Origin of the sequence: Fenollaria massiliensis, from assembly GCF_023347705.1 — a bacterium.
Taxonomy (GTDB): domain Bacteria; phylum Bacillota; class Clostridia; order Tissierellales; family Peptoniphilaceae; genus Fenollaria; species Fenollaria massiliensis.
On the sequence record NZ_CP096649.1, the window covers coordinates 1,133,557 to 1,152,990 of the forward strand.

The 19,434-nt window shown below is 34.2% G+C and carries 19 protein-coding genes and 1 other RNA gene; 3 read left to right on the forward strand and 17 right to left on the reverse strand.

Going from position 1 to position 19,434, the window contains the following annotated elements; genetic code table 11:
• Positions 1–107 precede the first annotated feature (107 nt).
• Together M1R53_RS05625 and ssrS are read left to right on the forward strand one after the other, a co-directional pair.
• On the forward strand, positions 108–1,004 hold the full coding sequence (locus tag M1R53_RS05625) for an RluA family pseudouridine synthase (RefSeq protein ID WP_249242300.1): 897 nt from the start codon (positions 108–110) through the stop codon (positions 1,002–1,004).
• Between the two features lie 42 nt (positions 1,005–1,046).
• A non-coding RNA gene (ssrS, locus tag M1R53_RS05630) (6S RNA) lies at positions 1,047–1,223 on the forward strand.
• A gap of 214 nt (positions 1,224–1,437) precedes the next feature.
• On the opposite strand, the gene M1R53_RS05635 is transcribed toward ssrS, so the two are convergent.
• The 11 genes from M1R53_RS05635 to M1R53_RS05685 form a co-directional block, all read right to left on the reverse strand.
• Positions 1,438–2,580, reverse strand: a complete 1,143-nt coding sequence (locus tag M1R53_RS05635; protein ID WP_249243200.1) for a double-cubane-cluster-containing anaerobic reductase — start codon at positions 2,578–2,580, stop codon at positions 1,438–1,440.
• Between the two features lie 40 nt (positions 2,581–2,620).
• Positions 2,621–3,973 carry a Na+/H+ antiporter NhaC family protein gene (locus M1R53_RS05640; RefSeq protein WP_249242301.1) on the reverse strand — a complete coding sequence of 451 codons (1,353 nt, stop codon included), beginning with the start codon at positions 3,971–3,973 and terminating at the stop codon, positions 2,621–2,623.
• Positions 3,974–3,992: 19 nt separating this feature from the next.
• Entirely contained in the window at positions 3,993–4,640 is a 648-nt protein-coding gene (locus M1R53_RS05645; protein WP_019213860.1) for a corrinoid protein, read from the reverse strand.
• A gap of 9 nt (positions 4,641–4,649) precedes the next feature.
• The gene (locus M1R53_RS05650) at positions 4,650–6,368 is read right to left on the reverse strand and encodes an ASKHA domain-containing protein (RefSeq protein ID WP_249242302.1); all 1,719 of its coding nucleotides are present in this window, start codon (positions 6,366–6,368) and stop codon (positions 4,650–4,652) included.
• Positions 6,361–7,362 carry a uroporphyrinogen decarboxylase family protein gene (locus tag M1R53_RS05655; RefSeq protein ID WP_249242303.1) on the reverse strand — a complete coding sequence of 334 codons (1,002 nt, stop codon included), beginning with the start codon at positions 7,360–7,362 and terminating at the stop codon, positions 6,361–6,363. The genes M1R53_RS05650 and M1R53_RS05655 overlap by 8 nt, the downstream gene beginning before the upstream one ends.
• Complete coding sequence (locus tag M1R53_RS05660) at positions 7,355–8,176, reverse strand: uroporphyrinogen decarboxylase/cobalamine-independent methonine synthase family protein (protein WP_249242304.1); 822 nt, start codon at positions 8,174–8,176, stop codon at positions 7,355–7,357. The genes M1R53_RS05655 and M1R53_RS05660 overlap by 8 nt, the downstream gene beginning before the upstream one ends.
• A gap of 162 nt (positions 8,177–8,338) precedes the next feature.
• Complete coding sequence (locus tag M1R53_RS05665) at positions 8,339–9,406, reverse strand: uroporphyrinogen decarboxylase family protein (RefSeq protein WP_249242305.1); 1,068 nt, start codon at positions 9,404–9,406, stop codon at positions 8,339–8,341.
• 11 nt (positions 9,407–9,417) lie between these two features.
• Complete coding sequence (locus M1R53_RS05670) at positions 9,418–10,602, reverse strand: CapA family protein (protein ID WP_249242306.1); 1,185 nt, start codon at positions 10,600–10,602, stop codon at positions 9,418–9,420.
• Positions 10,603–11,163, reverse strand: a complete 561-nt coding sequence (locus tag M1R53_RS05675; RefSeq protein WP_249242307.1) for a DUF5317 family protein — start codon at positions 11,161–11,163, stop codon at positions 10,603–10,605.
• Position 11,164: 1 nt separating this feature from the next.
• Positions 11,165–11,689: a hypothetical protein gene (locus M1R53_RS05680; protein WP_249242308.1), complete on the reverse strand. Its 525-nt coding sequence runs from the start codon at positions 11,687–11,689 to the stop codon at positions 11,165–11,167.
• 161 nt (positions 11,690–11,850) lie between these two features.
• Positions 11,851–12,744, reverse strand: coding sequence for a YitT family protein (locus M1R53_RS05685; RefSeq protein WP_019213868.1), 894 nt, complete (start codon positions 12,742–12,744; stop codon positions 11,851–11,853).
• Between the two features lie 199 nt (positions 12,745–12,943).
• Between M1R53_RS05685 and rbr the strand changes: the two genes are divergently transcribed.
• Complete coding sequence (gene rbr / locus M1R53_RS05690; protein ID WP_070600350.1) at positions 12,944–13,525, forward strand: rubrerythrin; 582 nt, start codon at positions 12,944–12,946, stop codon at positions 13,523–13,525.
• Between the two features lie 76 nt (positions 13,526–13,601).
• On the opposite strand, the gene M1R53_RS05695 is transcribed toward rbr, so the two are convergent.
• From M1R53_RS05695 to M1R53_RS05720, 6 genes are all read right to left on the reverse strand, one after another.
• A complete protein-coding gene (locus M1R53_RS05695; RefSeq protein ID WP_249242309.1) occupies positions 13,602–14,942 on the reverse strand; it encodes an MATE family efflux transporter in 1,341 nt (446 codons plus the stop codon).
• A gap of 201 nt (positions 14,943–15,143) precedes the next feature.
• Complete coding sequence (locus M1R53_RS05700) at positions 15,144–15,551, reverse strand: pyridoxamine 5'-phosphate oxidase family protein (protein ID WP_249242310.1); 408 nt, start codon at positions 15,549–15,551, stop codon at positions 15,144–15,146.
• 51 nt (positions 15,552–15,602) lie between these two features.
• Positions 15,603–16,052 carry a PPC domain-containing DNA-binding protein gene (locus M1R53_RS05705; protein WP_249242311.1) on the reverse strand — a complete coding sequence of 150 codons (450 nt, stop codon included), beginning with the start codon at positions 16,050–16,052 and terminating at the stop codon, positions 15,603–15,605.
• A 17-nt stretch (positions 16,053–16,069) separates the two neighbouring features.
• Positions 16,070–18,265, reverse strand: a complete 2,196-nt coding sequence (locus tag M1R53_RS05710; RefSeq protein ID WP_249242312.1) for a DUF3160 domain-containing protein — start codon at positions 18,263–18,265, stop codon at positions 16,070–16,072.
• Complete coding sequence (locus M1R53_RS05715; protein WP_249242313.1) at positions 18,262–18,900, reverse strand: hypothetical protein; 639 nt, start codon at positions 18,898–18,900, stop codon at positions 18,262–18,264. Before M1R53_RS05715 ends, M1R53_RS05710 begins: the two co-directional genes overlap by 4 nt.
• Complete coding sequence (locus M1R53_RS05720) at positions 18,900–19,397, reverse strand: prolyl-tRNA synthetase associated domain-containing protein (protein WP_249242314.1); 498 nt, start codon at positions 19,395–19,397, stop codon at positions 18,900–18,902. Before M1R53_RS05720 ends, M1R53_RS05715 begins: the two co-directional genes overlap by 1 nt.
• Between the last annotated feature and the right edge of the window lie 37 nt (positions 19,398–19,434).

The following is a 19,434-nucleotide window of genomic DNA, read 5'->3' on the forward strand; positions in this document are numbered from 1 at the left end:
CACCTCTATAATAATTAATTATACAACAAAATTAGTATTTTTTCAATGCATATAGGCCTTTACTTGTAAAACTTGTGAAAATATAATATAATTATTTTGGTGATACAATGATTAACGATGAATACAATATTAGCTTTGTCGCGAACAAATCTTATGATAAGATAAGTGATATGATTGATGAACTTAAAATTTCAAAAAGACTTTTTAGGCGTTGCTACTTAAATAAAGATATTTTTGTGAATGAAAAATTTAGGCGCAAGGACCTTCCAATTGTAAAAGGTGAAATTTTAAGAATATACATGCCCGAAGAAGAGACTGAACCTGATAATTTTAAATGTGATATAGATATAATTGACGAAACAATTGACTACATGGTCATAAATAAAGAGAAAAATATTCTTGTTCACGAAACAAAAAATAATCAAGGCAACACTCTTTATAATGCTCTCATAAATTTATTTCAGTCACGCGGCCTAAAAAGGCGTGTTCGCCTTGTCAATAGGCTTGACATGAATACAACTGGACTTATGGTTGTCGCTAAAAATCCATTTGCCCACTATAGTCTTATGCAAGAGATGGAAGATGGCAGCTTTAAAAAGAAGTATCACGCTGTGGTTGATGGCTCTTTTCCTTATGATGAGATTACAGTAGAGAAAAATATCAAAACTGATGAGGATGATCATATAAAAAAGATGATTTGCGCTGACAATGAAGGTGATTATGCAAAAACCATATTCAAAAAAGTAAAAGTGGGTGAAAAATTTTCTATAGTCGAGGCTGAGCTCATCACAGGAAGAACGCATCAGATAAGACTGCATCTAGCTTACTTAGGTTTCCCAATCGTTGGCGATACGCTTTATAACGGCAAAACTTATGAGGGCGTAGATAGACAATTGCTTCACTCTTTTGAAATAAGTTTTAAGGATCCAAGAACTAATGAGGAGAAACACTATGAAGTAATTGACCACGCTGATATAATAAAATTTTCTAAAAATTTTGTGTAAATCACTTGCATTTTTAAAATATTTGAGATATAATATATTTAAGATATCCTGTAGTGCGCGCTTTTCATATTAATTTAACCGACAAAAATAATATGGGACCGTGATTTTTTTGCAATCGATAATATGCCTTAAGTGGACATTAGACGTTGTGAATAACGAACCCACCTCGTATATGCGGGGATAAATTACTTATGAAAAACGGCACATAATGGGATTACATAGTAAAAGGTCAAGCATTTGCTTGACCTTTTTTGTGTGTATAAAATTTTTTTAATAGTTTTTCTAATATTTTTCTTTATTATTTTTATATAAAATTTCTTGACGTAAAAATTTTTTAATATAATAATATTTTTTATAAATTTTGTTATAAATATTTTTGCCAATACAATATTTTCATTTGAAAAGGCCCTCAATTATGAGAGCCTTTTACTATCTACAGCATTTCGATAAACGCTTCGATTCTTGTGTTTAATTGGCCCAAGTCTGAATCTGAATAATCAGTTTCTACTTGGATATAAGGAGTTTCTTTTTCTTTTGTGACAAAGTCTCTAATCGTCTTTGTTTCTACTTGAAATGGGGTGCACGCTTGTAAGTGCATATCAATAACACCTTCGACTTTATAATCATCTATCATTCTAGATAATAAATTTAATCTCGGTGTATTAGGGCTAATACATGCGCAGCCAATGTTTAGATACTTTTTAGCAAGTGCATCATATATATCCGGATTGTCTAAATCAACGTTTTCATCAATTGCCTTAGCTCCCCCGCAATTTTCATAAGCAACTACAATTCCGCCGTTATTTTCAACAGCTTCGATAACTTTTTCAGTCGCTCCACCTATTGGGCATCCTGTGATAAGTATTCTTTTTTTGCCTGTGATATGTTTATTCTCACTAAATATCTTTTCTTTAAGTTTTTTAAGCTCATCAGGTACAGCCTTTTTATCAAATTCAAATTGCACTCCATTTAAGACGTGCCACAAATCTAAACCCATGATAGGAAGTTCATCGGCCTTCATTATTCCATAAAAGTCTTTAACTGCACTTCTCTCAGCATTTTTAATTACAGTTGCTTCTCTAAGTTTTTCTTCTGTAATCTCTACGCCAAACTCTTTTGATACAAATTTAGCAAGTTTTTTTATCTCAGCCGTCCACAATTGAAGGCTCTCAGCTGATCTTTTTTGTGGAAGCTCCATAACATAAACATTTTTTATTTCACCTAAGTACTCATACATCTTCTTCTTACCATCGCAAGTAGTTTCTCCGACTATAAGGTCTGAAAAATAGAAGAAGGGGCACTTATTTGTTATAGCAAAACCATAGCTTGCCTTAATAAGTGGACAAAGATTTGTTGGTAAATCTCTTTCAGCGTCTTTAATTGTTTCATCAGATGTCGAGCACAGTGAAACAGATGTTGCTCCTGCTGCAAGAGCTATCTCTTGAGGGAAAAATGTGCAGAATATACCTATTACCGGTATATTTTTATCCTTAATCTCTTTTACTTTTAAAAATGATTCTCTTCTCTTATCTTTAAATTCATCAAAAATCTCGGGTAAATCTTTTCTAATGTTAATCACGATTGTCTTCCTCTCTTTAGGTTTTTTTAATATATTACTATGCTTCTTCTACTTTGTCAAGCTCGAAGTTCCATTTAGTCTTAAGATCAGCATATCTAAAAAAGATTGATAAAACTGCAAATACTAAAAGTATCATTGGATACCAAATATATGGAACTAATTCAACTGGTGATACAGCTCCTTCAGTAAAGCCTGAAGCGATAAGGATTTGTGCTCCATAAGGGATAAGTCCTTGTGTTATACAGCTGAACATATCAAGAAGTGATGCTGTTCTTCTTGGGTCAACTTTGAATTTATTAGAAATTCTCTTAGCGATAGGACCGCAGATGATGATTGATACTGTGTTATTAGCAAGAGCAGCGTTTGAAATCATTGTTAATAGTGCTGTAGAAAGTTCTGCTGAATTTTTGTCCTTAGCCATCTTAGCTATCTTTAATACTAGCCATTCAATACCGCCGTTAGCTCTAACCATATTAGCAAGACCGCCAGTTAACATTGAAAGTAAAAATATTTCAAATTGTCCTGAAAAACCTTGGAAAATATTTTGGCAAAGTTCAAGTCCATTGTATGAACCAGTTCCAATACCAACGCCACCAGCGAAAACTATACCAAGTGTAAGTACTACGAATACGTTAACGCCACATAGAGCAGCTATAAGTACGAATAGATAAGGTAAGATTAAAACAAAATTATATTTTAAATCTCCTAGATCGACAGGACCTGATGATCTACCTACTATTAATAAGATAATTAGTGTAACTATTGCAGCTGGTAGCGCTACTTTGAAGTTTGCTCTAAACTTATCTTTCATGTTAACATTTTGTGTTCTAGTCGCAGCGATAGTTGTATCGGAAATAACTGATAAGTTATCACCAAACATTGATCCGCCAACTAGTGCTCCTAAAACTAAAGCTACTGGTAGACCTGCTTTTTGCGCGATACCTACAGCGATTGGACCAACTGTAACTATAGTTCCAACTGATGTACCTGTTGCAATTGATAAGAAGCAAGCGATTACAAATATACCTGCTGTTATGAATTGAACTGGTATTATGCTTAGACCTAAGTTAACAACTGAGTCAACAGCTCCAGATGCCTTAGATAGTGTTGCGAAAGCACCAGCTAAGATGTAGATTAGACACATAATGATGATGTTGTCATCACCGCATCCTTTAACGAATACGTCAAATTTAGAATCTATCGAGCCCTTAAACATTAAGAACGCAACGATAGTTCCAATAAGTACGGCGATAGGTGATGGTATTTGGTAGAATGCCATTTCTACACCCATCTTGTCTAAAATGATTCCTGATAATAAGAAAAAACCTATAAATACAATGAATGGTATCAGTGCCAATCCATTAGGTTTGATTGATGTTTGTTCGTCCATCAAAAATTCCTCCTACTTTTTAATTTATTTTTAATAACTCCTTAGCAGCTTTAACGGCTTCAATCGCATCGATAGTATATTTATCGGCGCCAATCTTGTCCGCGAACGATTGTGAAATAGGTCCTCCGCCTATCATAACTTTATATTTATCTCTTATGCCTCTTTCTTCAAGAATTTCAACAACTCTTCTCATATTTCTCATAGTTGTTGTCATAAGTGTTGACAAACAGATGATTTCTGCGCCATGCTCTTCAGCAGCGTCAACAAATTTATGAACTTCAACGTCTCTTCCTAAGTCTATAACTTCAAAGCCTTGTGTTTGAAACATAGTTTTAACTAAGTTCTTGCCAATGTCATGCGTATCTCCTTCAACTACACCTATAACTACAGTATGATTGTGCTCTAGCTCATTTTTTTCTAAGTGTGGTTTTAATACATCAAGCGCATTATTCATCGCATCTGAACAAAGTAGTAAATCTGTTACAAAATATTCCTCTTCTTGAAAAGCGTCCCCTGCCCTCTTCATTCCAGGAACTAATCCATGTAAAATCGCATCGAGTGCATCATAACCTTCATCAAGATAGTTCTGAGCGACTTCGGCAATTTTTTCGTCTTCATACTCATAGACATAATCGTCTAGAATTTTGTAATACTCTTCTTTTGTCATATTTACCTCCTATTTAAAATATGAACAGTCAATAAAAGCTTTTTGGTAGTTTTCATCATAACTTAGCTCCAAAAACTTTATCTTCTTACTTAAACTTAAAAGATTTTCCCTCTTTTTCTTTGATAATACTACGCTGATCGCGCCATCAAGCGAAGTATTTTTAAGATAAGAAATCTTTTCTTCTGATATCTTCGGTATAAAATAAGTATCTAATAGCATGTCCTTTGATAAGTGATAACCAAATTGACCTGCGATGAATAAATCATCAACTTCATCAGCGCTCATGCCAAGCTTATTAAATAATAAAACTATGCCGGACATAATCGCACTTTTTGATAACTGAATATTTCTTATATCTTTCTTAGTCATGTAGATATCGCCTAAATCGATAACAGTTTTTCCATCCACTTCCTTTAAGAATGGTCTTCTCTTGTCATCTTCATCAAGGTCTTCTAGTTTAATTAATCTTCCCCTATAATCAATTAAACCTATCTTTAAGGCTTCACGTATCACAGCTAAAACACCTGAGCCGCAAATGGATTTAGCTTTTTCTTTGCCAATGACGACGATATTTTTATTTCCGCTATCAAGATCAAAGAAAACATTTTCAATCGCGCCAAGCTCAGCTCTAGAACCGAATTCAATATTCATGCCCTCAAGTGCTGGTCCAGCCGCACAGCTGCTAGCATAGTAATGATCTTTATACTTAAGTACTAGCTCTGTATTTGTACCTATATCTATAAACATAATGTTTTTATCAATGTGCTCTATATCTATATGATTAACGCCGCTAAGTATGTCAGCGCCTACATAAGACGAGATCGATGGTATTGTAAATGCTTTTGTGTACTTACCAAGCTTCATGCCAATCTCTTTTGCATCTATCTCAAAATTAAAATAACTTACAATTTTATAAGGTGCTATGCCAAGACTAGTTGGGTCGACTCCCATAAGTATATGCATCATAACTGAATTAGCTGAAAAAACAATTTCATATAAACTATCTATATCAAGTTTATATTTATTAAATATTTTTAATATTGCTTCTTCGATGGCCTTAGTGATTTGCTCTTGCATCTTATAAAGATTTTCTTTTAAATCGATGGCGGCGCTCATTCTTGACAAAACATCTAGTCCGAAACTTATCTGCGGATTGACAAAGGATGCTCTTTCAATAACTTTTCCGTGACTTAGGTCAAGAACAGATATTGCAACGCTTGTAGTTCCTATATCGACTGCAGCCGCATATATCTTGTCATCACTTTTATCGCGAATGGCTATCAATTCATCGTTTAGATATATCGCATGCTTCTCGCCTTTTGAAAAATTTGTGTTTTTCAAAACATTAAATGAGATATGTCCAAAGATTTTTTCGTACTCATCTTCCCAAGAGCTGTCAGTGTCTCTATTATCCTCAAAAAAATGAGTCTTCATAGTAAATACTGAATCACTTGTATCAAAATTATCTATATCGGATGTAAGTAAATTTTCTGCCTTGCCCTCATCAAAAAAAGCTAGGTCTATATCCTTATCTACTTTGTACTCACATGAAAGAACTGTCTCTTCACTTAAACCGTCTATTATTTTTACTTTGCATTTTTTACAAGTGCCCATGCCATTGCACGGCGCTTCGATAAAGTAACCATTATCCCTTAATACATCTAATAATGTTTTTTCTCCATTCGTTGTAATTACATTGTCATCACTTAGTATGTGAATTTTAGGCATCTTCTACTCCCTTTAATATTGCTTTAACATTTTCAAGTGGCGAGCCCATACCCAGTCCACAGGCTGGTGCAATGATGTCCACGCCATCTTTTACTCTGTTTTTAGCAACTTTTGAAATTTGTTCTGGTTTTTGATTTTCGATTAAATATGTTGACACATTACCCATAACAGGCTTGTGTATATGTTCTTTTGCTTTTTTTAGATTAACTATCGCATCGAATGAATAAGCATCAGCATGAATTTTTTCAACTATGTCGATAACGCTCTTCATATCGCCACAGATGTGTATAATTATCGGCACTTCCTTATGTGCTTTGATTTTATCTATGATGTAGTTAACATAATGAATCAGATACTCTTCGAAATATTTTGGTCCAAGTATCTCAGCTGTACCGCTTGGATCAGCGATTGCGATTAAATCTGCTCCTGCGTCTACCTCTTTTATAGCAAGATCTGCTATCACATCAGAAATATAATTCATAAAGGATTCAAAAGCTTCTTTATTCTTCTTAAGTCCAACATAAACCTCTCTTGCTTCAACTACGCTAGTTGCGACTGAGAATGGTCCAGTAATATTGCCAATAACAGGGATATCATCATTCTTAAGAAGTTTTATCGCGCCGATTAAAGCATCTTCCCTGCTAAATTCGACCTTAATATTCTTTAATTTATTTATATCTATCTTATCCATGGCATATTCAATGATGTGAGCTTCCTCTTCATTAGTGCCATAGACGCATTTTGCGCCAAGCATCTCTGATTCAACACTCATGCAGAATGGAACAGCGTAATTCTCAAAAAGATTCTCTTCAACTACAAATTTGGATAGCTTAGCCATCTCTTCAGCGTTTGAATTTGCTTTTGCAAAATCAATGCCATACTTTTCAATAAGCTCTGTTACACATGGATTCATCATGCCTCCTGGGCAGATAACTGCTGGTCTATCAGCCTTTTCACCATGAAGTATCTTTAATAATCTTTCCTTTTTATTCATAATTTCCCCCTAAAACCGTAATCGTTTTAACTTTTCCTAAAATTTTGAAGCATCTATTAGTAAAAATTCTATAAGACGAGTTTATAAGCGCTTCTTGATAACTCATCTCGTCACATTCTAGCTTCATTTCATTATATAGTCCTAAATCTGACAAGGCAAAGCCTAATTTAGGACAGATATGTAATTTAAAATTTGTAAAATTTAATACATCATTAATAAGAGGGTAATAAAAATCATTCACTAGTTCTTTAACTACCTTTGGTCCAACAGTTTCAACGCTTAGTATAGGATCAGCTAGACAAATCATTTTGACCTTATTTTCATCAAGCTTTAATAATAAATCTAAAACATTTCTTCTATAGTAAGCATAAATTTTTTCTTTGTCTAATTTTTTTCTAAATGCAAGAAGAAATTTTGATATATCTATCACTTGAGAAATAAATGATAAAAGACCGTTTAATTTAAAACAAATAGGAGCCTCTTCACTCGCCATGGCTTTTTCCATTGTGATAAAGTGCTCCAAATTAAAATCAAAATCTTTTAAATTATATAATTCATCAATGCTGTCAAGCTCCATGAATCTTCTAAGATTAGCGTTTTTATCAAGCATCATGCCAGCTAATTCGCCTTCCATAGTGCCTACAATTGGATAAAAAATTACATCAAAACCAAGACTCATTCTTTGAGCCACATCTTTATAAAGATTTGCATCAGTGAATAAGTCTTCTTCGTTTATATCCAAATTTAAATCAGTATACTCTTTTTCATTTGTTGCAGTGCATGAGTACACTCTAATATCTCCTATCTTTTTCACGCTCTCACCGTTAAATATTATACAACAGCTAGAAAACTTAATCAAATCCATGTAATTAAGGGGTATTCATGAAATTTATACAATAAAAATGTGCATATAGCTTAGCTACACGCACATTGTTTATAAAAAATATTTCTGTTATCGAAAGTCTATAAAAAAATATTATACTAATTTTGATGTATCCATAGGCATTTTACCGTAATATCTGCCCCACTTCATGAATGAATCGATGTTTTCTATAGGACTGTTCTTTGGAATTTGGCAGCCGGTACACAAAATGTATCCCTTTGGTGAGTCCCAAGCCTTTGCAACGCATTTTTTAACTTCTTCTTTAATAATATCGTCGTTGCCTAGATAAATCGCATCAACTGGCGGAACATTACCTGTGATAACTACTTTGTCACCCATAATTCTTTTTGCTTCGGCAAGGTCTTCGCAGTTATCTATAGAGAAGTTACCAACACCAGCGCTAACAACATCTTCCCAGATATCTTTTGATTTACCACAAATATGAATTGTAGGAGCGCCACCGCAATATTTTTTAACATCTTCAACATTTCTCTTAAAATATGGCAGAGAAAATTCTCTGTATTGAGCAGGTCTAATCATAGATGTTGATGATACCGGATCGCAAAAACCTGTTCCGAAGCCAATTTTGCCAAGAGCTTTGATATATTCAGCGTTATTTCTTGTGATTATATCCATAAGTCTGTGAAAAGCTTCTTTTTTCTTAACAATCCATCTAAGCATATTCTCAGTGCCAAGTACTGATGCGGCTACTGTGAACGGTGCAGTCATTGATGCACCTATATCAGCTACATCGCCAAGAGCGTCTCTAATTTTTTCAAGCGCCTCTAGTAATACATGTAGGTGACCATCCTTCCATGGATCGATAAGCTCGAGTTTATCGATGTCTTCTTCTGTTTTAACAACTGGCTCTCTTAAATTAGAGATATTGTCATCAGGATAATTCATTACCGAGCCCATGGCTTCAGCCATACCCCTAAGTGTTGTTGACACACAGATGTTGTCATGATGAAAGCGATTGAATAAAGCAATTTCAGTCTCTGTAATTACATCCGATGATGTGTAATAATCATTAGTCTTCTTACCTATGTACCATGCCATAGTAACCCCCATATCTGGCACTACAGGTATTCTGTCAATTGCTTCGCCCTTTGAAAAGGCAATCATCCTTTCTTTTGGTGTCATTTCATCTTCAAAATACATTAAACCATCTCCTATTTATATAATTCATTAAAATCGTTTAGGCTTTCTAATAATTTTGCTTTTATTTGATTAAATCTGTCCACTTTAATCTTTCCATCAAGAGCATCCTTCACAGGAATAACATTGTAGTGGCTCTTACCATTCGCACGGTACTTGTCAACCCAAAGTGGATGTGCTTCGAATTTTTCTATGCTTACGCCGTCTTTGTCCTTCTTTACTATCACTTCCATCATAAGCTCACTCTCGCTAAAGCGCTGTCCCATGCCCTCTCTTCTCTGATTCGATACAAAATTACCCATAGAGTAGCAAACATAAGTTTTTTTGCCATTCGCTTCGATAATATCTGATTTTTGTATAACATGTGGGTGCGAACCTAAAATCAAATCCACTCCCAAAGCATTTAACTCGTTTGCGACCTTGATCTGACTTTGATGCGGTTTGCGCTGATACTCGTTGCCCCAGTGCATATAAACAAGTTTTACATCAACATCATTCTCAATCATATAAGCAATATCTTTTTTAATCTTATCCATGTCTATGAAATTTATCGCATAAGCCTTGTCAGTTCCTTGAACTTTTTTCTCAAAGCCATTAATTGAATAGGTATAAGCCGATATACCAAATTTAATGCCATTGACCTCTTTTATCAGTGGCATATTATTATTGTCTTTGTATGTGCCAATATTGTCCATCTCATATTTTTTAATCGTGTCAATGGTTTTGTTAACACCAGCGAAGCCCTTATCAAAAGCGTGGTTATTAGCAGTACAAATCACGTCAAAGCCTTGATTTTTAAGAGCTTTAATACTATCTTCAGGCGATGAAAACATTGGATAAGTAGTGAGCTTGCCATTGGCCGAAACAGTTGCCTCATAATTAATCATTGCCATATCCGCATTTTTAAAGTGCGGCAAATATTTAAAATACTCGTCAAAATTATAAGTGCCGTCGCTTTGCTTAGCACCCGAAAGTTGTGGACCGTGAAGCATAAAATCACCAGCTGCAAATATTTGCACTTTGCTTGTCTTTATAGGCTCTTCTTTTTTCTGAATTATAATCGGAATTTCTTTTACATCATAAACATAAGTTAAAGACTTGTCCTTGTTAATTTCTTTTGCTTTTTGCTTGCAAGCGACTGGCCCTAAAACCATATTTATGAAGCAAAGAAGAAAAATTGTAAATTTTCTAAATAACATCTAAGATCTCCTCTTCATCACATCTTCAACAAGCATAAACAGTCCAAGCGATAGAAATATATCGCCAATGCTAATTATAGTCCTAAAGCTAGTAAACTTGCCAAGTGGAATAGTGTCAGCAAGTGCGTTAAAAGTTTTTCCGCTCACAGAAAGCGTATGCGTCATCGATAAAGATTTTTCTAAAAAGCCAAGCTCACCAGCAGAACCGTTATATACAAGAGCATCCTTCACCACCGGCATAAAGCCTCCATAGTTAATCATCGCTATCAAATTAAGCGCAAGACCGATCGCCACTATGTTAAAGGCAAAGTACTTGTTATTAGCAATCGCAAAAAATATCATTACAAAAAATGTAAAAATATTGATATATGGATATATCATGATCAATTCGCGTCTAAAAATAAAATTAAATCTTGTGATATAAACAAGAACAGCGATATTTATAATAGCTGTTAGCAATAAAAACCATGTATACCTTAAATTCATTTTAAATAAATTATTTATCTTTCCGCCATTGATAAGCGAAATAACTATGGCGAAGACAATTACAAATAAAGCCATCTTACACCTCTTTCTTCACTTGGATAAGAAGTCTTTCAATCTCGAAATTAATCCTATCCCTTATGTATATAGCATAGAGCTTCTTCTCATTAACCTTTGTATAATAAATACTAAAGAGCATGCCGATGACTATGGCGCTCAAAGCAAAAGCAAAAAATGTTTTTAATGTAACACCAAAAATCTCTTCAATCTTGAAGTACTTTAACGACTTAGCACTTAAAAAGAAGGTCATAAAAGATATGGCAACCGGTAAAAGTATCCTCGATAGTGGCGCAACAAAGCTTCTAAAATCAACCGCCTTGTACTTCGTCTCCAAATAAACACTTATCTTAGCCGCACTTAAATTTAATGACTTAAGCAAATCATCATCATAAACAAAAACATCATTTACAATCTCATTAAGAGCTTCTTCCTTGACCTTGCCATAAATCTTTTTCTTCAAAGCACCATCACTCGTCCAAAAAAGAGATTTTATTTCTTCTTCAAAATCTTTTTTATATTTTTCAATACAATCCTTCGTCTGCATATAACTCTCCTTATACCATCATTAATATTATATCATATAATATCTGTTTTACACTTAAAGATTAATCTATACATAGTGGGTCTTGTATAGATTAAATTTATCTATATTATAGCATAAAAAAACTGAGCTAGTAAATAGCTCAGTCTATATACAATATTAACTTAGATAAATCTTCTCCATTTTTCACCAAGTATCTCGTTTGCGCTGCTTGTTACGACGAAGGCTGTTGGGTCCGCGTCATTAACAAACTCTTTTAGTCTGATGTACTCGCGTGTTGAAACTGCTGTTTGTATCAAAACGTTGTCCTTCTTTGAATAAGCGCCCTTATACGGGATAAGGTTTGCGGATCTATCTAGGTCTTCTATGATAAACTTTGATACGAGTTCGACTTCTTTTGTATTGATGTAGCAAAGCTTACTTGTGTTAAGACCGCTAATTGTGATGCTAACAACTGCTCCGTTGATTATAACGCCCATAACTGAATATAAAAATATATTCATACCAAAGGCAGAGCCAGCGAAGATACTAACGACAAGGTCCGCAACAACACAACCTATACCTAAGTCAAGTCCTAAAAACTTTTGCATAATTTTAGCAATAATATCTGTACCGCCTGTTGATGTGTATTGATTAAGTACCATACCCACGCCTATACCTTGAATTATCATGCCTAGTGTTATCAGTAAGAACAAGTCGTCTGATAGTGGCTTTGGATTTGGAAATATTATTTCAAATAGCCAAACTAGTCCTGACAATGCAAGTGTAACTATGATGGTTCTTGTACCAAAGTCTTTACCGATGAAGATGAATCCCATGATGAATAAAACTATGTTTACTAAGATAAATAATGGTCCGACTCCAAGTGGTATGTAATGACTTAAAACTATGGCGATACCTGATGCGCCTCCTGATGTTAGGTTCGATGGCACTAGGAAGAAATGTATCGCTGAGGCAACTAGTATTATGCCTATGATGATGAGTACTATCTCTTTCCAGTTGTATTTGTGTTTTATTTTGTCTTTCTTTAAATTTTGCACTTCATTGACTATGTTCATATTTTTCCTCTTTTCTATAGATATTTCTTATATATATATTTATTAAACATAAAATTAATTATATCACAATATAGATAGTTCTTCAAGCATTTTTAATTGATTTTGATAATATTTATCTGTGCTCAACCGCAAACCCCGCTTTACAAAAAATTTTATTTGATATATAATAAATGTATCATAAAAAAGAGGGGGTATTTTTATGAAATTAAAAGGAACTAAGACATGCGAAAACCTTATGAAGTCATTCGTTAACGAATCACAAGCTTCTATAAGATATGGTTATTACGCATCTCAAGCAAAAAAAGATGGCTATGTACAAATACAAAACATCTTTTTAGAAACATCTCAAAATGAGGAACAACACGCTAAAAGATTCTACAAGTTCTTAAAGGACGAGCTAGATGGCGAAACTATCGAAGTATCTGGTACTTATCCAGTAGCTCTTCAAGATACTTTAGCTAACTTGAAGGCTGCTGCTGAAGGCGAAAATGAAGAGTGGACTAATATTTACCCTGAATTTGCCAAAATTGCAAAAGAAGAAGGCTTTAATGAAATAGCCGCTGTATTTACACACATAGGTGAGGTTGAAGAAGCTCACTACAACAGATACAAAAAGCTTATCGAAAATATCGAAGCTGGCAAGGTATTCAAAAGAGGCGACGTTTACATATGGAAGTGCTTAAACTGCGGCTTCTTGTATGAAGGCAAGGAAGCTCCTAAGAAGTGCCCTGCATGTGATCACCCACAAGCTCACTTCGAAATATTTGTAGAAAATTATTAAAATTAATTTTGAGTAAAAATAATGATGTAGATTTTTTGTCTACATCATTATTTTTATATAAATTCTTAAATTTTAATTAAATCTTCTTCTCAACCCATTTACCTTGTTTAAATCTTGTGCTCATAAAGATGTATCTTGAGAATTGATCTGATAAAACGCCCATCCATATACCCATTAATCCTAAGTGGAATACATTTACAAGTATATATGTCATTACGCTACGAATTATACTTACGCTGATTATGGATGCGATAAGTGTGTATTTTACATCGCCTGCCGCTCTTAAGCAGCCGCCATAAATTATTTGCGATATTTGGCAAATAACTATGACTGTTATGAAGCGGCCAATCATTACACCGTAGTTAATAACTGCTTCATCTTGGAAGAATGCTCCGAAAATGTATTTACCGAATAATAATAAAACTGCCGATAAAACGAGCGATATAACGAAACCAACTTTTTGACAAGTTTTGCCATAAGTTACTGCGTCGTCATATTTTTTAGCGCCAAGTGCTTCACCTGATAGGGCAACGGCTGCGACCTGCATTCCATCAGCAAAAGCAAAGCCGATGCTTAGTACGTTCATACCGACATTGTGTGCCGCGAACTGATCTGTTCCTAGTGATGCTGCCATAAGAGCTGTTGATAAGAATCCGACTCTCATCGCAAGATTTTCAGCAAACATATTTAATCCAAGCTTAATTATTTTTATTAGTGCTTCAAAAGCTGGTTTTATCTTATATTTTATAATAAATGGTAAATTTACATAAGAATCTTTCTTGAATAATGATCTGATACTCATGATACTCGCAACGAAGGTACCTAAGATGGTCGCTATAGCTGCGCCTCTTACGCCCATGGCTGGAAAACCAAATTTACCATTGATTAGTATGTAGTTAAAAGAAATATTTACTACGCTTGAAACTAAATTAGTAGTGAAGGCAATTTTAGTGTTGCCACTACCTCTTTGAGCTGCGTTTATAACTATGCTAATAATATTAAATACGCTAAAGCCCATGATGATGTCGAAGTATTCTATCGCATACTTGTGTGTATCTGTCTTGCTTCCGGCTAATTTTAGTATTGGATCGGATAATGTCACCATGATAGTCGTTATTATTAAACAAAGCAGCATAGCAAGTATAAATGCTGTTACTAAAACTTCATTTGCAGATCTTCTGTCCTCTTCACCTTTTCTTCTCGCAACGAGCGCCGAGACAGCTATGCTTATCGAGAAGAATATCGCAAGCCCAATAAATTTTGGCTGCGTTGTAAGACCAACCGCCGAGATAGCGTATGTACCTAAACTTGATACCATGTAAGTGTCGATAATGCCTGCTAGCGCTATAAATACACTCTCAAGTACCGATGGCCATGCTACTTTAAAAACTCTTTTCAAAAATTTATTATCTATCAATTAATCACTTCCATATCTCATATCTATATCTTTTTATAAAACATTTAATTTATTATAACATATATTTTTAACTCATACAAGGAAATAGCTGTTTTTATTTAGAAAAGCGAAATATTTTTTAATAATTCTATAACAATATCTAGGTCTAGATAAATAAAAAAAGAAGCTCACAATCGTGAACTTCTTTGCATAAATATTTAATTAAAATTTGATTACTTCTGGATCTTTGCCATGACTCATAAGGTTCATCACGGCATCTTTTAAATAGAAAACAGCTGTATCATCATCGTCTGCAGCGTACTTGCCCTTACATGCATCTACATTGTCATTCACAAGTTTTTCTCTTGCTTCACGTCTATCATCTTCAACAAGCTCTGCAAATACTCTATAGTAGTCCTTGCCAATAGATCTTGCTATAGCTACATGTGGATTAGCTTTGATCTCCTTATATACATTCTTATGCTTCTTAGTAACAATGTATATCTTGTCCTCAAACTCGCAGTGCACGTCAAATGGTCTTACATTTGCCTTGCCTTCAGCAGCTGTTGCTAAATAAAATTCATCTTCACTTCCCAGTATCTCTAGTACTCTCTTAATATTTTCTTTCATATAAATACCTCCTCTACGAGTCTATTGTACCCAAAGAGGAGGTATTTATAACTAGATATCTAAAATTTTAATTCCTGTCTCGTCATCAATCTTTCTTTGATAAGCGTTTTCGCACTCGTCGATGCGTAGCTCGCATGTGCCGCTTATGATGCACTTATTAAGGTGACCACCAACAGTGATACCCATACCAAAAGTTAAGCCGCCAGCAAGCACCATGCCGTCTGAAATCATGATGTGTAGGTGTATATATGGCTTATCGCCGTCTCTAGTGATATTGCCATTTAAAGAAAGAATTTCAAATTCGCCATCGTATTTGTATTTGCTATACTCTCTCTTTTTTACGCTATAAACACCTAGCTCTACTTCCGAGCAAGCGCCTATACCTGTGATGCTTCCCGCCTTTAAATCTGTTTCTTTAACAAATTCGTTTAATTTATCTAAAACTTCTTCGCCTCTATCGATCCTAACGATATATGATTTGCCGTCTTTGATGTATTTCATAAATTTCTCCCTTTTTATTAATATAAACTTTCTACTTTGTTTGTAAATAATTCTTTCTTAAAGAATGGTTCTATCTTGTCTTTTTCGCCTTCATCATAAATTGGAAGCATTTCTTTGAACTCATTGTTATCAAGTCTATTTTCAGAATAAAATTCATAATAGTTCATTACAGAGCCGCTGCCTAGATAATACTTGCCATTAAGTCTATAAACTACATATATAGTCGAGAATCTTCCTGAACCTACTTCTAAGAATGATCCTTCTGGCTTATCAACCACGTTTGAGCCAATTCTTTGAATGTCAGCAACATTGGCTGTGTCTCTATCAACTGGAGGAATTTCAAATTCCTCTCCGCTTTCATCTTTGTTAAACGCTATAAAGATGTTTTCCATCTCTCCGCCAATCACTTTAAGTCTTTCATTATCTTCATCGCTAGTAGTTTCGTCCTTTAGCTCTTCTATACTTACCTTGATTAAAAATTCAAGCATATCATCAAAATCTTTTAATCTTGCTTTTTGCTCATCATTTAATAAAGAATATTTTTCATCCGCATCCATAGTTGAGCCCACTAAGTACTTAACTCTTCTATATAGATTAACATTTGGTTCAACATAGTGCCTCATGTCCATAGGTTCGTCGCCGCCACACTCAGCGCCAAATTGTTTTGCATACAAAATTGTATCATGCTTTAATTGTGCCCAAGATGCAAGTGCTGTGTTTAGGTCTTTGTATTGCCATTTTTCACTTCTCATGAAATCTGGATAACCTTCACCATATTCGTTATTAAATGCTTTTAAAACCCATAGCCATGTTCTATAAATATTTGCTTTTTCTTCTTTATCTGTTCTCGCATCAACCATAGCCTTTGTTTCTTCGTATTTTTCTTTAAACTTATCCCACTTCAAGTTTTCTTCGTTTGTAAGAGTAAGTCTCTCAGCAAGACTATTGCCAAGAAGTGCCATAAGGTCTACGCCTGAAACAACCGGTCTTTTGCTTTGTGGATCAGTGTCCACTAATTTTTGTAGCCAAGTGTTATCGACAACTGCTCTTTGTGGCAAGAAGGCAAAAACTTTTCCTGAATCTGGTTTAATCTTTGGATCTTCTTTATTTGCGATATCGTCAGCAACAGCATTTACAACATTTTTCTCAAGTATTGCCTCTACTGAATTATCTTTAGTAGCTTTACTAATGCTTTTGTATATGTCGATAGGGGTAGTATCTTCAGTATTTTCAACTAAAAAGCTAATTGGTTTATATATGTCTTGCCATAATTTAAAACTAGCTTCGTCCTTAAGCATATGTCTTGAGATAAGCATAGCTTGCTTAACTGCTTCTAGATTTATGGATTTATCAGGATTTTCTAAATGAATTAACTCTTGTGAATAAAGCATGTTAACTTTAAAATATTTTTTCAAGTTTTCATTTTTACTGTAATTGCCACGAACCTTAAATTGTGAGTAATCAATTTCTTTTCCTGTTATGTTTGAAGTAGCAGTTCCTTCTGCTTTGATATTTTCAAGCTCTTTATCAGCTAAGTCTCTTACTTCACTTGGCACTTCTCCATCATATTTAGCTTCAAGTAAATCAACTGCGCATAAGAATAATGACGCGTTTTTCATAAGTATTTCTTTTTCTTCGCCCTTTGCTACATTGTAATCATTAATAGCGTTATCCAAGCAATTTTTTGAAAGAGCCATTAGTTTTTGCTTTAATGAATTTTGCTCCATGTCCTCCATCATTCCAAGATAGATGATGTGATATAAGTGAACGATGGAGTCAGTAGTAACAAAATTGTTATTGCCACAATATTGATTAATTTCATAAATACCAAATGGCTGTTGCATTTTTTCGTAATCTATAAAAAATCCATCATCTTCAAGATTTTTCATAATTTTAGCGTTATATTCTCCAGTATATTCACCTTGATCAAAACCGCCAATACTCTTAGAATCCTTCGGAACATCATAAGGCTTAACATTTGCTTCGATATCAATATCTTCAAAATCCTTTACTTCTTCTGTGTTTAATAATTTTTCCGCATCGTATCCAAGCAAAGCATTTAAGTCTGCTTCACCTGCTTCAATGTTTTCATTTTTACCATCGTCTTTAATATTCTCATTATTTTCGTCTTTACCCAGCTTATTAAGTGGCAAAGAGCATGCGCTTAAGCTCATCACCAATATTAAAATCACTGCTAATAATCTTTTTTTCATTTTAAATCAATACCCTCCTTTGAAAATTTAATTTCTCTTTTTATATTTATACCCTCTATATATAATTTTTTATCTTTCACTAATTTAGTTGGGCGAAAATTTATTTTTTTAGTCGCGATTCGCTCTATGAGCATATTATACTGCTTATAAATGCCGATCGAGTAAACGCCTTTATATTTTTCAATAGAAACGACTTCATCATAACTATCACCATCGATATCATACAAGATAAAATCATACATTGGATTGATTAGCCTCGAGCAGCGAAATTTTGGTTTTAAATCCAAATCCACTACTTTGTATAAAAATACTCGCTTCGACGGCGTTCTGTGCCAAGGAGCTATCGAGTAAACACCAAAAGCGATGTCAAATTTGTTCTCGTCATTAACTCTGCCGAGGTCGACCTTGTATATGTTTAGCTTGTACTTGCCATCAAAATTTTTTGTTTTAGATAAATTATCTTTTGTAAAAGTGACTTTATTATAAAATCTTGCAAATATTGGTTTAGATAAAGTCATCTCTACTTCGCCAAATTTTTCATCTATAACTTTGTATTTTTCAGTAGTCTCTATGCGTGAAAGAGCTAGAAGTGCTAGCAATATTACAATCGCTAGAGCAAATATTTTCTCCTTCATTATTTATTTAAATCTACAAAATGAACTTCGTAACCCATGTTCTTAAGCATTTTAAATAAATCTTCAGTCTTGAAGAATAATGTCTGTGTGTTAATATTTGGATGAAAAGTCATTATCTCTTCATTTAATATAGAGTTGTCAAAATAAAATTGAACTTCTTTTTCTTCATCATTAATTAGTCCAAATGGTGAGACGCATCCCGCTTCATTGCCAAGTTTATTGAATAAAGTCTCTTCCGAAGCCATCTTTATTCTTTTTTCACCTACAATTTCAGCGAACTCCTTCATATCAAGCCTGTCCTTGTCGTCCATAACAAGCATGTAAAAGCGTCTCTTCTTTTGATCAGTCATAAACATAGTTTTTGTTCTGCATCCGATTTTACCCTCGATATACTTGTCAGCGTCTTCAGTCGTAAATGCTGGTGGATGCTTAACTGATTCATACTCAATACCGTTGTCCTCAAGAACTTTGATAGCGTCCTCGTATTTGTTCTTCATATCATCCCCTCCATTATGTATACATTTTATCACAATC

Excerpts from the sequence above, each read along its gene's own strand:
- M1R53_RS05625 (WP_249242300.1), top strand. The coding sequence starts at position 108 with ATGATTAACGATGAATACAATATTAGCTTTGTCGCGAACAAATCTTAT.
- M1R53_RS05640 (WP_249242301.1), bottom strand. The coding sequence starts at position 3,973 with ATGGACGAACAAACATCAATCAAACCTAATGGATTGGCACTGATACCA.
- M1R53_RS05645 (WP_019213860.1), bottom strand. The coding sequence starts at position 4,640 with ATGACAAAAGAAGAGTATTACAAAATTCTAGACGATTATGTCTATGAG.
- M1R53_RS05650 (WP_249242302.1), bottom strand. The coding sequence starts at position 6,368 with ATGCCTAAAATTCACATACTAAGTGATGACAATGTAATTACAACGAAT.
- M1R53_RS05655 (WP_249242303.1), bottom strand. The coding sequence starts at position 7,362 with ATGAATAAAAAGGAAAGATTATTAAAGATACTTCATGGTGAAAAGGCT.
- M1R53_RS05665 (WP_249242305.1), bottom strand. The coding sequence starts at position 9,406 with ATGTATTTTGAAGATGAAATGACACCAAAAGAAAGGATGATTGCCTTT.
- M1R53_RS05670 (WP_249242306.1), bottom strand. The coding sequence starts at position 10,602 with ATGTTATTTAGAAAATTTACAATTTTTCTTCTTTGCTTCATAAATATG.
- M1R53_RS05675 (WP_249242307.1), bottom strand. The coding sequence starts at position 11,163 with ATGGCTTTATTTGTAATTGTCTTCGCCATAGTTATTTCGCTTATCAAT.
- M1R53_RS05680 (WP_249242308.1), bottom strand. The coding sequence starts at position 11,689 with ATGCAGACGAAGGATTGTATTGAAAAATATAAAAAAGATTTTGAAGAA.
- M1R53_RS05685 (WP_019213868.1), bottom strand. The coding sequence starts at position 12,744 with ATGAACATAGTCAATGAAGTGCAAAATTTAAAGAAAGACAAAATAAAA.
- rbr (WP_070600350.1), top strand. The coding sequence starts at position 12,944 with ATGAAATTAAAAGGAACTAAGACATGCGAAAACCTTATGAAGTCATTC.
- M1R53_RS05700 (WP_249242310.1), bottom strand. The coding sequence starts at position 15,551 with ATGAAAGAAAATATTAAGAGAGTACTAGAGATACTGGGAAGTGAAGAT.
- M1R53_RS05705 (WP_249242311.1), bottom strand. The coding sequence starts at position 16,052 with ATGAAATACATCAAAGACGGCAAATCATATATCGTTAGGATCGATAGA.
- M1R53_RS05710 (WP_249242312.1), bottom strand. The coding sequence starts at position 18,265 with ATGAAAAAAAGATTATTAGCAGTGATTTTAATATTGGTGATGAGCTTA.
- M1R53_RS05715 (WP_249242313.1), bottom strand. The coding sequence starts at position 18,900 with ATGAAGGAGAAAATATTTGCTCTAGCGATTGTAATATTGCTAGCACTT.
- M1R53_RS05720 (WP_249242314.1), bottom strand. The coding sequence starts at position 19,397 with ATGAAGAACAAATACGAGGACGCTATCAAAGTTCTTGAGGACAACGGT.